The 12,120-nt window shown below is 62.0% G+C and carries 15 protein-coding genes and 1 tRNA gene; 4 read left to right on the top strand and 12 right to left on the bottom strand.

The annotated features are described in order from the left end of the window. Positions 1 to 47: 47 nt before the first annotated feature. From ATO11_RS06590 to ATO11_RS06565, 6 genes are all read right to left on the bottom strand, one after another. The gene (locus ATO11_RS06590) at positions 48 to 698 is read right to left on the bottom strand and encodes a hypothetical protein (protein WP_134643075.1); all 651 of its coding nucleotides are present in this window, start codon (positions 696 to 698) and stop codon (positions 48 to 50) included. Between the two features lie 357 nt (positions 699 to 1,055). After that, positions 1,056 to 1,967, bottom strand: coding sequence for a hypothetical protein (locus ATO11_RS06585; protein WP_050530016.1), 912 nt, complete (start codon positions 1,965 to 1,967; stop codon positions 1,056 to 1,058). Then, entirely contained in the window at positions 1,960 to 2,301 is a 342-nt protein-coding gene (locus ATO11_RS06580) for a hypothetical protein (protein ID WP_050530015.1), read from the bottom strand. The genes ATO11_RS06585 and ATO11_RS06580 overlap by 8 nt, the downstream gene beginning before the upstream one ends. A 128-nt stretch (positions 2,302 to 2,429) precedes the next feature. After that, positions 2,430 to 3,098 carry a hypothetical protein gene (locus ATO11_RS06575; RefSeq protein WP_050530014.1) on the bottom strand — a complete coding sequence of 223 codons (669 nt, stop codon included), beginning with the start codon at positions 3,096 to 3,098 and terminating at the stop codon, positions 2,430 to 2,432. After that, the gene (locus tag ATO11_RS06570; protein WP_134643074.1) at positions 3,091 to 4,146 is read right to left on the bottom strand and encodes a tyrosine-type recombinase/integrase; all 1,056 of its coding nucleotides are present in this window, start codon (positions 4,144 to 4,146) and stop codon (positions 3,091 to 3,093) included. The genes ATO11_RS06575 and ATO11_RS06570 overlap by 8 nt, the downstream gene beginning before the upstream one ends. 167 nt (positions 4,147 to 4,313) lie before the next feature. Continuing rightward, positions 4,314 to 4,389, bottom strand: a tRNA-Thr gene (locus tag ATO11_RS06565). 100 nt (positions 4,390 to 4,489) lie between these two features. Between ATO11_RS06565 and ATO11_RS06560 the strand changes: the two genes are divergently transcribed. After that, a complete protein-coding gene (locus tag ATO11_RS06560; protein ID WP_050530012.1) occupies positions 4,490 to 5,371 on the top strand; it encodes a hypothetical protein in 882 nt (293 codons plus the stop codon). Here the strand turns inward: ATO11_RS06560 and ATO11_RS06555 are convergent. Then, complete coding sequence (locus ATO11_RS06555) at positions 5,368 to 6,114, bottom strand: RNA methyltransferase (protein ID WP_050530011.1); 747 nt, start codon at positions 6,112 to 6,114, stop codon at positions 5,368 to 5,370. The two genes, ATO11_RS06560 and ATO11_RS06555, sit on opposite strands and share 4 nt — an antisense overlap. A gap of 109 nt (positions 6,115 to 6,223) precedes the next feature. Between ATO11_RS06555 and ATO11_RS06550 the strand changes: the two genes are divergently transcribed. Continuing rightward, positions 6,224 to 6,844: a thiamine phosphate synthase gene (locus ATO11_RS06550; protein ID WP_050530010.1), complete on the top strand. Its 621-nt coding sequence runs from the start codon at positions 6,224 to 6,226 to the stop codon at positions 6,842 to 6,844. Here the strand turns inward: ATO11_RS06550 and olsA are convergent. The 3 genes from olsA to ATO11_RS06535 all read right to left on the bottom strand — a co-directional run bounded on the left by olsA (position 6,818) and on the right by ATO11_RS06535 (position 8,751). Then, positions 6,818 to 7,663, bottom strand: coding sequence for a lyso-ornithine lipid O-acyltransferase (gene olsA / locus ATO11_RS06545; protein WP_242601368.1), 846 nt, complete (start codon positions 7,661 to 7,663; stop codon positions 6,818 to 6,820). The genes ATO11_RS06550 and olsA overlap by 27 nt on opposite strands. 5 nt (positions 7,664 to 7,668) lie before the next feature. Beyond that, positions 7,669 to 8,433 carry an L-ornithine N(alpha)-acyltransferase gene (gene olsB, locus ATO11_RS06540; protein WP_242601367.1) on the bottom strand — a complete coding sequence of 255 codons (765 nt, stop codon included), beginning with the start codon at positions 8,431 to 8,433 and terminating at the stop codon, positions 7,669 to 7,671. Positions 8,434 to 8,562: 129 nt separating this feature from the next. Next, a complete protein-coding gene (locus tag ATO11_RS06535) occupies positions 8,563 to 8,751 on the bottom strand; it encodes a DUF3553 domain-containing protein (RefSeq protein WP_050530007.1) in 189 nt (62 codons plus the stop codon). 32 nt (positions 8,752 to 8,783) lie between these two features. Here ATO11_RS06535 and ATO11_RS06530 point away from each other — a divergent pair, with 32 nt between their 5' ends. Continuing rightward, the gene (locus ATO11_RS06530; protein ID WP_050530006.1) at positions 8,784 to 9,386 is read left to right on the top strand and encodes a histidine phosphotransferase family protein; all 603 of its coding nucleotides are present in this window, start codon (positions 8,784 to 8,786) and stop codon (positions 9,384 to 9,386) included. Between the two features lie 21 nt (positions 9,387 to 9,407). On the opposite strand, the gene ATO11_RS06525 is transcribed toward ATO11_RS06530, so the two are convergent. Then, positions 9,408 to 9,683 (bottom strand): DUF2312 domain-containing protein, encoded by a 276-nt coding sequence (locus ATO11_RS06525; protein WP_050530005.1) that lies wholly within the window; start codon positions 9,681 to 9,683, stop codon positions 9,408 to 9,410. Positions 9,684 to 9,805: 122 nt separating this feature from the next. Between ATO11_RS06525 and ATO11_RS06520 the strand changes: the two genes are divergently transcribed. Then, positions 9,806 to 10,021, top strand: a complete 216-nt coding sequence (locus ATO11_RS06520) for a hypothetical protein (protein WP_050530004.1) — start codon at positions 9,806 to 9,808, stop codon at positions 10,019 to 10,021. Positions 10,022 to 10,023: 2 nt separating this feature from the next. Here ATO11_RS06520 and ATO11_RS06515 read toward each other — a convergent pair whose 3' ends face one another. Then, a complete protein-coding gene (locus ATO11_RS06515) occupies positions 10,024 to 12,018 on the bottom strand; it encodes an enoyl-CoA hydratase-related protein (protein ID WP_050530003.1) in 1,995 nt (664 codons plus the stop codon). Between the last annotated feature and the right edge of the window lie 102 nt (positions 12,019 to 12,120).

Genomic DNA, 12,120 nt, shown 5'->3' with positions numbered 1-12,120 from the left:
AGGGCTCATCCTTTGAGTGTTTTACTCTCCGGTAAACCCGGGGCGGTTCACGTTTTTGTAGCCAAACAAGCAACGGACGCGACGCTGGACGACACTTCGAACCCAGCCTGCTCGATCATGAAAACCCAATCATCTGTCCGCGTCAGCCGGTCTGGGAAAACTCCGTTCCGCTGTCTAGGCGGGATCAACGAAAGCGCGCGCTGGAAAACGTCCGTTGGTAGAAGCTTGTCCGAGTCATCCGCGTCGACGTTATCAGCCAAGTTTACGCAATTGATTGCACATGCCGGATCTCGTGACAGCACGTCGAAAAGATCATCCGCGGAGCGATCTTTCCGCGCTTGGCAAAGCCGTTCGACGAGGTAACAGGAGGATTGCCGCATCCCCCCGCGACCCCCCCATACATGAGGTTCAGAGGAGATGAGAATGACTTGACCGACCAAGTCTAAGTCTGCCAGCCCAATGTCCTCCAAAGCCACAATTCGAAGTCTCTGCCAAAACAGGTTCGGGCACACCTCTAGAAGATAACTGCCCGCGCTCAAGGCCAAATCCAGCTCATTGCGTCGGATGGACTTCTGCAGAACCGACATAGCTAAATACTTGTCACCGTGAGGAAAAACAGAAATGGTTTGAGGTCGACAAGCATGTAACTCGCTGCGAAGCATTTCCTCGTCGATCGGTAGCGGTGTTGGGATAATCATGGCACTTTCTCCAAATCAGCGGAGAGCATTGGTGCCCCGTGGACAGGCTAAGCTATGGTGCAGGGAGGTCAAACAGTAAGCCGTCATGGATCGAAAACCCCGGCACCAAATTTTCCTTCGCTATGAAACTACCCCCGATAGCCCAACAAAGCTCAAGCCAATCCTGCCGCATTCTCGCAAGCCGGTGGTACTTGCACATCAAGCGCTTACAAACAGCTGCCTCGGTGCGGAAAGTTCGGTCGTTTTCAAGCCTAGCTGGGCACCTTGAGCAACCCGAAATCGATACGAAGCGTCCGATCTACCCACTCAATTTGTGCACAAGCGACCGAAGCTGAAGTCCCTCGGTCAGTTCTATGCCTATGCTTGCGCCTGAACTGGAGCCAGCAACCCACTTTCATTTACTATTGTCGGCCACTCTTTCCAGAGCTTTGCCGCGTTCCATCCTTCAAGAGGATGCTTCTTCAATATGTTCTTGACGAGAGCTCTTTTGGACATTGGCAACTGCCCCAAAACGGCTTGGAGCATCATCGGTCCCGAGGCCGCATTGATAAGCACCCACGTCGCCTCTGAAATGTCGGCGGGCTTTTTGCGACAGGAAACGTGAAAGTCTAAAAACGGGCACTTGGTCGACTTCAAAGCCGCAAGTTGACCGGCGTTGCGTTTCCGCACCTCAATCCTTGTCCACGGACTGACCTTGGGTTGAATTCCTTTACTCGTTCGTTCGGCCGCTTTGTCATACACAACGACCTGCCTCCGTTTCGATTGATTGAACACAAGCGTTTCGGTGCGCATGCCGACGGCGTTGTAAGTCTGCGATGATGAGGTCTCGTTAGCCCAGAAGTGAGCTTGCGAGAGACTAAAACCAAACAAGTCGAAGGCCACATCGAACCGGGTAACCCTGGCGCGCTCGTACAGTTCAGAAGTCCCGCCTTCGAGTATGTCAGACGCAACAATGCTCAGAACCGTTGCAGTGCTCTCGGGGCCAAGCTTACTAGGGTTGAATTCCAACCGAAAAGCGGGGCCGTTAGGCTTCGTGGACATGCAAGACACCAACACTCTCTCTTCGAATAGGTCTTCCTTGAGCATGAAGTTCCGGGCGAACCCATTGCGTGCGACTTTTACCTGCTTCAATGCGCCATTGCTGCTCATCTGAAGAATGCGTGACAGGTAAAGCTTAGTATGGTCTGGATCGTACCCGCCGAACACGAGCGAGATGTTGTCGATTTTGCCCGTGCAATTGATTGCATGGCCTGGTGATGCTTCACCCATCTCCCTGGTCCCTTCCAAACTGTTTGGTGTTACAGGGAGTTTCAGGAGCGCTCGACTTTTCTGCCATGCGGTGTCTCTCGATAAACGCATCGAACTCGTTCATGTCGATGAGGATTTTGCTGCCAATCCGGATGACTGCTGATGCAAAGCCGTTTCCAGCGACCTTTGTCCCTCCGGAACCGAACCGGTCTTCCGCATTGTAGATCAGGCTTCGCAAGTAGGAATTCGTAGCCCAACTGTATGCGTCGTGATCCAGAATTTGCTGAACAGTCATCAGCCTGTTCGTCGGCGGAACTGCGTTGTCAAAGTCTTTTTGCTTCATCGTGCCCTTCATGGCGCCCGTGTTTTGCGAACACCATTAGGGTTGGATGGAAGCCCGATAGCAAATTCATCCACGTTATTAATATTTTTTAATAACAGATGCTTAGATGAAATCCTGTGGTTATTCTCCGGTCGTTTGGCTCAACCGCCCAGTTCTGAACGCCAACTTTTGAACTTTTGCCGTAGAGTCGCCGCCGCTGCAGCAAAGGTCTCATTCTTGATTCGTTTGGCGAGCCGCTCTGCCAACTGCCAATCCGAGAGATTGCCCAGTTCTGAACCCAGCTCCTTTTGAAGCTCGGCAAAAGCGTTGCGCCTTTTGGTGTCTTTCGTCGACGCGTTTTGCCCGCTGCCCGCGCTGAGGTAACTGTCTATGGCGGCGGACTTTCTTGCCTCCCTTCGCGTCCATGCAAGCTTGAAGTGCGAACTTTGGTCAGGCCAACGCTTCCGAACCCAATGCACAAAGACTGTTGTATCCAAGAGTACTGACTGACCACTAATCAGGGGATCTTCTATGGTATGCGCGCGCAACCTTGGTTTTTCGAAGTCGAACAAATCGGCATCGGACCTCGCCACAATTGAACGAACGGCTGCTTGGAACGGGCGGCGGGTGTAGTCATCGACGCCGTCCGGATCATCCTCTGACCAATCCGAGTAGCCGACTCCGACGCCTGGGTGGCTGATTGGGTTAACCTTTGCGATAAGGCAGCATCCAACATGCAGCGACCAGTACTTCTTCTTGAAGTAGGGCAGAGACAGCTCAACAAACTCGGCGTCTGACATCAATCGGTCCCAGACCTGCCCTTCACTCATCTGGCAATACCTCCTTCATGGTCCTACTCAACAAGTCTCGCGTATGGTCTTCTGTGAGATGGGCGTAGCGGCTGGCCATCTTGAACGACTTATGCCCCAAGATCGTTGCGATCTGCGGTACTGATCCCCCGCTTTTGGCGATCAGTTTCGCTGCTGTGTGACGAAGATCATGGAACCGGAAATCGTCCAAATCGGCCTGCTGCAAAACCTTCTGCCAACTTTTCTTGAAATCCCATGCTCCTGTAAGGGTTTTGTTTGGAAACACTAGTCCATCGCGCCCGCCATCGACGTCCAGCTCCGCCATCTTTGCGACCACTTCTGGTAAAACCGTCACCATCCTTCGTTGCCCGTTCTTGGGTTCTTCGATTTTGAGTAAACCTTGGTCCAGAAAAACCCTGTCCCACGTGAGGCCCATTATCTCGCCTCGCCGCATCGCAGAGGTCAAAGCCAAAAGAACAATCACCTCAAGCCTTCGATCAACAATTTCAGAGCACGCAGCGAGCAACCGCTGAATTTCAATGTTGCTCAGCACACGATCTCGACCTTGCGCTTCTTTGAGTAAGGGGACCCGTCGCATCGGATTTTCAGGGATCCACTGATACTGATTTTCAGCAACCGTCAGCACATGTGAGAAAACAGCAAGGTACCGGTTCACTGTGGCATTGGAGACCGGCTTGTCGTGTCTGGTTTGGCGTTCGGCGATCTTCCGTCTCGCTTCCATCAAGGTAGCTGTTGAGAGGCCGAGCAATTTTTCTTGGCCGACCATTTCACGCCAAATCGAAAGTTGCTGCCTCTGGTCTCTTGCCGACTTCTTTTGTGGTAAGACGTCTGCCTCGTAGCGGTCGATCAGTTCGGATACGGTTCTTTTCTTGGCGGCACCGTCAAAGAGAAAACGCCCGGCATCCAGTTCAGTCTCAATCTTTCTGACCCAAGCCTCAGCGTCCTTGCGCCGCGCAAAATACTCTGACTGCTGGGGATGCCCCTTGCGTCTGACTTGAGCCCGGTATCGCGTGCCTTTCGCGCCTTTGATGGCTGTGACGGTCCCCACGCGGTTCACTCCATTGAACGTGGTGTCGATTTGGTCTTCCTGCTGAGTTTAGCTGGTACGCAGGAGTTTTGCACCAAATTTGCACCAAACCCAGCCATTCATGTGCATTTGACTGCACGATCCGCCGAAGACACTTGCGTAGATATTTGGAAATGCTTGGGTTTTAATGGTGCCCCCACACGGACTCGAACCGCGGACCTACTGATTACAAATCAGTTGCTCTACCAGCTGAGCTATAGGGGCACAGAGGGCGTCTTAGGACGAAACGGCAGGGCTCGCAAGCGTTTGCGCGGGGGGCGTGGCGGCGCTACACTTCGGCCCACGCGGCAAGAGCAGGCCAGCCATGAAATTGATCCTCCATGCCGGAGCGCATTGCACCGATGACGACCGGATCGTGAAGGCGCTGTTGCGCAATTCCGGCCCGTTTCTCGACCAGGGGATCGCCGTGCCCGGTCCCAGCCGGTACCGCCGGTTGCTGACCAACACGGTCAAGGCGATGGACGCGCGGGCACCGGCCCCGGATGCGCGGGACGTCCTGCTCGACACGATCCTCGACGAGGACCATGAAAAGGTGCACCGGCTGATCCTGTCGCACGAGGGATTGCTTGGAAAACCGGGATTTGCCGTCAAGGGCGCGCAGTTCTACCGGTCGGCCGAGAACCGTCTCGCCCATCTGGTCCGCCTGTTCGAGGGGGACCAGATCGAGCTGTATTTCGCGTTGCGGGACCCCGCGACTTTCGTGCCCGCCGCCTATATCCAGTCGGGCGGGCTGATGTTCGCGGAATACGCGCGCAGTCTTGATCTGGCTAACCTGCGCTGGTCGGAATTCCTGTCGCGGCTGCGCGCGACTCTGCCGGAAATCCCGATCACCGTCTGGTGCAACGAGGACAGCCCGCTGGTCTTCGGCGAGGTTCTGAAGCGGATGGCGGGTCTGCCGGTCACCGCCAAGATCAACGGCTCCTTCGACATCCTGATGCAGATCATGACGCGCGAAGGCATGCAGCGATTTCGCGAGTTTCTTGGCCAGCATCCCGACCTTCCCGAACCGCAGCGGCGCAAGGCGATGATGGCCTTCCTCGAAAAATACGCCGACGACGCCGAGGTCGAGGAAGAGCTGGACCTGCCGGGCTGGACCGAGGAGCTGATCGACACGTTGTCGGCGCTTTATGACGAGGATGTCGAGACGATCTCGCACATTCCCGGCGTGACGCTGATCGAACCCTAGCCGCGTTCCTTCCAGCGGACCATCTGGCGCAACATGCCGTGCAGCATCTGCACGTCGGCGCGGGTCAGCGGCATGCGCGACCACATGTTGCGCAGGTTCTGCTTCATGCCCTCCTCCTTGGCTTCGGGAAAGAAGAAGCCCGCCTCGCCCAGCCGGTCCTCGAAATGCAGGGCGAGGTGTTCGCGTTCGTCACCATTGGCCCATTCGGTGCCGGCGAGTTCCTGCGCGACGGCGGGTGCCTCTTCGCTCGCGCGGCGCCATTCGTAACCGGTAAGCAGGACGCATTGCGCGAGGTTGAGCGACGGGAAGGCCGGGTTCACCGGGACCGAGATGATGGCATTGGCCCGCGCGACGTCGTCGTTTTCCAGCCCCGCACGTTCAGGGCCGAACAGCACGGCGACGCGCTGGCCCGCCGCGATCCGGTCGCGGGCCGCCTGCATCGCGGCCTCGGGCGTGTAGACATCCTTGGTCAACCCGCGCGGGCGCGCGGTGGTGGCAAAGGTGAAATCCATGTCGGCAAGCGCATCTGCGGTGGTCTTGCACAGCCGGGCCTCGTCCAGAAGCCGCCCCGCGCCCGAGGCCATGGCGACCGAGGCGGGGTTGGGCCAGCCGTCGCGCGGGCTGACAAGGCGCATCGCGTCCAGCCCGAAATTCCACATCGCGCGCGCGGCGGCACCGATGTTTTCGCCCATTTGCGGGCGGACGAGGACGAAGACGGGTTGCGCGGCGGGATCGTGGGACATGGCGGCCTGATAGGGCCGTGGTCGGGCACGTGCAAGCCCGTGCGCGGCGGCCCTTGGCCTTACGCCATGTTCCGCGTTAAGAGCGGTCAGACGACCGGAAAGACACCCGATGCCTGACGCCGACACTCCCCAGATCTACCTGCTGACGCCGGACGAGATCGACCTGAGCCGCTTCCTGCCGCGGTTCAACGCCGTGCTGGATGCGCAGGAGGTGGCCTGCGTGCGGCTTGCGCTGGCCACGCGGGACGAAGACCGGATCACCCGCACGGCGGACGCGCTGCGCGAGGTCACCCATGCTCGCGACATCGCGCTGGTCATCGACACCCACCTTGCGCTGGTGGGCCGCCTCGGCCTGGACGGCGTGCACCTGGGCGACGGTGCCCGCACCGTCCGCCACGCCCGCAAGGAACTGGGGCCCGACGCCATCGTGGGCGCCCATTGCGGAGCGTCGCGCCATGACGGCATGAGCGCCGGAGAAGCCGGCGCGGATTACGTGAGTTTCGGCCCGCTGACCCCCGGCCTCCTCGATACCGGGGACGCCGCCGAGGACGAGCTTTTCGCGTGGTGGTCGGAAATGATCGAGGTGCCGGTCGTGGCCGAAGGCGGGCTTGATGCCGACATCGTCGCGCGGCTTGCGCCCTTCGTGGATTTCTTCGGCATCGGCGCCGAAATCTGGTCTGCCGACAACCCCGTCACGGCGCTGTCAGACCTTGTCGCGCGCCTCCGCTAGGGCAGCGTGACCGGCGCGCACCTGCTCTTCCAGCGTCGCGGCCAGCACCTTGCGATCCTCGAAATCCGCCGCGGGCACCGGATCGTGGTACATCACCGTGACCCGACCGTGCCGCGGCAGGGCGAGCATGCCCAGCAGGTGTTCGCCGAACTCCATATCTCCCCACCAGCCGTAAATGCGCGGGTTCACGCCTTCGGGCGCATCGAAGCGGACGGAAACGGGCTGGATCACGAGGTGAGCGCGCAAGGGCTCGCCCAGGAACGCCTGGAACAGCGTCGGCTTGAACGGCAGGACCCGCTCCCCGTCGGTCGAAGTGCCTTCGGGAAAGAACAGAAGGCGATGCCCGGCGTTCAGGCGGTCTTCGAACAGGGCGGTTTGCGCGGCGGCCTCGGACCGGTTGCGCCGGATGAACACGGTGCCTGTCGCCCGCGCCAGCCAGCCGATTCCGGGCCAGCGTTCGACTTCGGCCTTGGAGACGAAGTAAAGCCGCGTCGGGGCGTTCAGCACGAAGATGTCGAGCCATGACGAGTGGTTGGCGACCATCGCACCTTCACGGTCGAGCGGCTCGCCCCGGATGTCGAGCCTCAGACCGAACAGCCACAGCGCCGTGCGGCAGACGAATTGCGTGATATGGGGCGTCCACGGCCGGTGCTCGCCATGGATCGGGCGTTCGACCAGCCGCACCACCAGCAAAAGCCCGAGGCAGCCGAAGGTCACACCACCGATCGTTGTGCCCCGCCACGCGACACGCAGCCACGCCCTGATGCCGCGCACGCGCATTTCGGGTGGCGGTTCGGGGCTGGTCCACGTGTCACTCAACGCCCCTACCCCCGCGCCCTGAGATACAGGTTCGTCTGCTGGGCGTTCATCTGCGCGGTATCCATCACGAGGCACACGTCGGTCGTGTTGAACGCCCGGTCGATATAGGCCCCGTCCCCGACACACCCGCCCAGCTTGAGATAGGCCTTGATCAGCGGCGGCACGCTGCGCATGGCGGCGGCGCGATCGATCTGGTCCGGCGGGACGAGGTCCATTGGCTGGTAGGCCCCGGCGCGCGCCCGCGGCCGCAGGTCGGCGGGCGCGAGATGGCGGTGATGCAAAAGCGACAGCGCCGGGGCGAGCGCCGCGATGTCGGTTCCATGGAAGCTGGCGACGCCGAACATCACCTCGATCCCGTGCCGTTTGACGTAATCGGCCAGCGCGTTCCACAAGACGACCATGGCCGCGCCGCCCCGGTGATCAGGGTGCAGGCAGGACCGTCCGAGTTCCAGCAAACGCCGCCCCGACCGGCGCAGAACAGTCAGGTCGTATTCATCCTCTGAGTAGAATTGCCCGGCCGCAACCGCGCCGCTGAGACGCATCACCCGGTAGACACCGACAACGTGATCGCCAACCGTTGCGCTTTTGTCCGGATCAACCAGAACGATGTGATCGAAATACGGATCGAACCGGTCCGTTTCCAGCTGCGCGGCATGGTCCACCATCGCGCCGGAACCACCCAGTTCTTTCACGAACACCTGATAGCGCAGGCGCTGTGCCGCCAGTATGTCGTTCTGGTCCCGCGCCACGCGCGCAACCAGAGGGGACACGTTGATCGACGTCTCCTCACGCACGCGTATTGTGGCCTTGATGATACATTACAACCTTAAGTTGTGTAAATCCGGAGATACTGCAAAGACGGTCTTGCACATTTTCCAGTTGAGTTCACAGATTCGGACCTAGTTATTTACCTCGTAAACCAGTTCCAAGTCAGCGCGTGTTCCGTCCATGACCACTTTGCCCATCTCCCGGAAGTTCACCGTAACCTTGTTGGCCACGTTCGACTGGACCTGCCCGACACCCCACTCCGGAGCCGCGACGTTGCGTACGAGCATTCCCGGTTCAAGAACTGCGACAAGGTCTGACATCCGGCCTCCACACCACTCAGCTAGGACGCGCCATGCTTGATGCCGACGCCAACCTTTCCGCGCTACTCGGCTCGCGGATTTGCCATGACCTGATAAGCCCGATCGGCGCGATAAACAATGGGCTGGAGCTTTTGGCCATGACCTCGCAAGGGGCTGGCAGCCCCGAAATGGTGCTGATCCAGGACAGCTGCCGCAGCGCCAGCGCGCGCATCCGGTTCTTCCGTGTGGCGTTCGGCGTGGCAAGCCCGGCGCAGCGCATGGGACCGGGCGAGTTGCGCGGGATCATCGCAGATTTCACCGAGGGCAGCCGCCTGCGCGTGGACTGGAGCCCGGAGATCGACGCCTCCCGCGCCGAGGCGCAACTGGCCTTCCTGGGAATCCTGTGCGCGGAGACGGCGATGCCGTTCGGCGGCACGCTCAAGATCGACGAATCCGGGGGACGCTGGAAGCTGACCGCGAAGGCCGACACGTTCAAGATCGATCCGGAAATCTGGGATAACCTGCCCGCCGGTGACCTTGTTGCCGCCAAGGAACCGGGGCTGGTCCAGTTCTGCCTGCTGCGCCTTCTCGCCGCCGAACATGATCGCGAGATCACGGTAAAGCAGCCAGCGGGCGGGCTTCAACTTCTGGTCTGACCAAAGCCGCCCCGGCGCGGATCACATGCCCAGCGCTTCCTTGTAAAGCTCCAGCACCGCCTCTTCCTCGGCGATGTCGTCCTTGTCGCGTTTGCGCAGCGCGACGACCTTGCGCATGACCTTGGTGTCGTAACCGCGCGCTTTCGCTTCGGCCATCACCTCTTTCTGCTGGTCGGCAAGGTCCTTCTTCTCCGCTTCCAGCCTTTCGAACCGTTCGATGAACTGGCGCAATTCGCCCGCCGTGACGCGATAGCTCGCCTCTGCCTGTCCGCCTTCGATCACGTCCTCGTCGTTCATGCCATGGGCCCTCATCCGGTTGCAGACCTGCGTCCTAGCCTTGCGGCGGGTCGGCTTCAAGCCTTGCCGCGCGGTTCGGGATCGGTTAGGCGCGCAGCGGTCATCGACGCGGGGAACATCGGATGCAAAACCTTGTCTGGATCGGAGCGGTCGTGTCACTCGCGGGTCTTGCGGGGCTTGTCTGGTGCATTTTTCAGGTGACAAAGGCCAAGCGCCGGACGAGCGACGACGCCGAACTGAAGGCCGTGGTGCAGCGGGTCATGCCGTTGAACCTTGGTGCGCTGTTTCTGTCCGTGCTGGGCCTGATGATGGTGGTCGTGGGCATTTTCCTCGGCTGAGCTCACCCGGCTTCGACAAGGGCACGCCCGTTCTTAATCCGCTCGCCCCATTCGGGATGCGGCGACCAGAGCGGACCAAGCCGGTCCGCCATATCGCGCAGGCGGCGCTCCATGCGCGGCAGACCTTGCAGATCGGCCCACAGCAGCAGCCCACCGGAATCGCGCGGCAGCCCCATCCCGTGCACCGCGATAAGGTCAACATCCGACGCCGCGTCCACCATGCCCTCGGCCACGAGCCGCACCCCTTCGTTGGCAATCGCGGCGGTCATCATCCAGACGATGTCGTCCGCGTCCCAGCCCGGATCGACGGGATTGGCCAGTTCCGACAGGATCGCGGTGACCGAAGGATCGGGCATCGGGCGGCCAGAGGCGTAATCGTAATACCCCGCGCCCGCGATGCGGCCCGTGCGGCCGACCTCGGCCAGCAGGGCGTCCAACGCGCCGAACTCCGCGTCCGGAAAACACTCCTGCAACGCCACGCCCGGCCCGGTTCCGGGCAGGCCCGCAAGGTCCCGCGACAGGAACGGCACGCTGGCCCAGCCCGCCGCACGCAAAGCCGCGTCAAGCCGTTCGGGCGGCAGGCCGGTCTTGACCAACGCATCCGCCGCAAGCGCAGAAGCCGCCGACAGCCGGTCGAATGCGCGCGCGCCTGCGCCGCGTGTCACCACGGGAAGGCGCGCGAAGGCGGCGCAGGCCGCGGCGACGCGCGCCACGTCATCCGCCTGCGCCTCGGTCCAGCCGATTTCGACCAGCCGACGCACGTGGCACAAGGGCGGAACGGCCAGCGCGATTTCGTCCTCCGCCTCCGGTTCCGGAACAGCGGTGGCCTGTACCGTGCCGCGCCCACCGTCTTCGAACGCGGCAGAGCCGTCGGTCACGAACACCACGTCGCCGGGCCCGAGGTCATGCCAGCCGGTATCGAGCGACACGCGCCGCATCCGGTCGTCACGTTTCCGCGTCGACAGGCGGGAGCGCGACACCGCGTGATCGTAGGTGGCGGCGACCTGCGCGCGCACGCGCGACGCCCCGGCCCCGACAAGGCGCAGGTCGCAGCCCGCGTCGAGCACGGCGATGGCAAGGCCCGCCGCGATCCGACCGCTGCCCGCGATGGTCAAAGGCCCCCGCGCGGGCGCGCCCGCCGCGCGTGTCACCCGCGCCTCGGCCTTGGCCAGCCCGGTGCGCGCACGGGCCAGCGGGGAGGCTGCGCAATCCGCCGCGACGGAGGTTTCGAGGTTCAGCCCGGCCGGGATCGGCAGCAGGGCGGCGGCCTCGACGGCGGCCACGGTCTGGGCGGCGGCGTCGTCCAATGCCTCGCCCGTCTTCTCCCGCCGTTCGGCGATTTCGGCGCTGTAAGCCGCGCCATCCGCCAGACCTTCGCGCCGCGTGTCGGTGGGCCGCACGACGCAGTCCGGACCCGACGCGAAGGCGACCGCCGCCGCGACGATATCCTCGCCACCCTCGACCGGCAGGTCGACAAGACCGGCCAGCATGGGCTTGTTCAGCGGAAAGCCACGGCCCGACAGCAAAAGATCGAGCGCCGCGCGGGCACCGACAAGGCGCGGCAGGCGCTGGGTCGCGCCGCCGCCGGGCACCCGTCCCAGCGCCACATCGCCCCAACCGATGCGCGCGCCGTCGGCCACCACGCGCCAATGCGCGGCAAGCGCAAGCGCGGCACCGGCCCCGCGCACGGTCCCGGCAAGGCAGGCCACGACGGGCTTGGGATACCCCGCGACTGTCGCGGTCAGATCGGCGAGTGCGGCGGCGTCTTCAGGCGCGGGGGCATCGAGCGCATCCGCATCGCCCGCAAACGCGGTGCCTCCAGCCGCTGCAAGCACAACGGCGGAGATCGCATCATCCGCCGCAGCCGCCTCCAGCGCCGCGATCAGGGCCCCGCAGGTCTGGGCGTCGAGGGCATGTGACGGCGGATCGGACAGGTCCAGAACCGCGACCGATCCACGCCGGGTTTCCGTGAGGATCGCGGGATCGGGAACGGTCATGATACGGGCCTGTTCATTACTGCTTGGGCGGCATTAGACGCGCGGGCGATGGGGGAGGCAACCCCCGGCTTTACGCCCCGCTGGCGCAGGGGTATGCCGTGA

Origin of the sequence: Pseudaestuariivita atlantica, assembly GCF_001205715.1 — a bacterium.
Classification (GTDB): Bacteria; Pseudomonadota; Alphaproteobacteria; order Rhodobacterales; family Rhodobacteraceae; genus Pseudaestuariivita; species Pseudaestuariivita atlantica.
The sequence above is the reverse complement of the archived record's forward strand: the minus strand, read 5'-3'. Positions and strand labels throughout refer to the sequence as shown.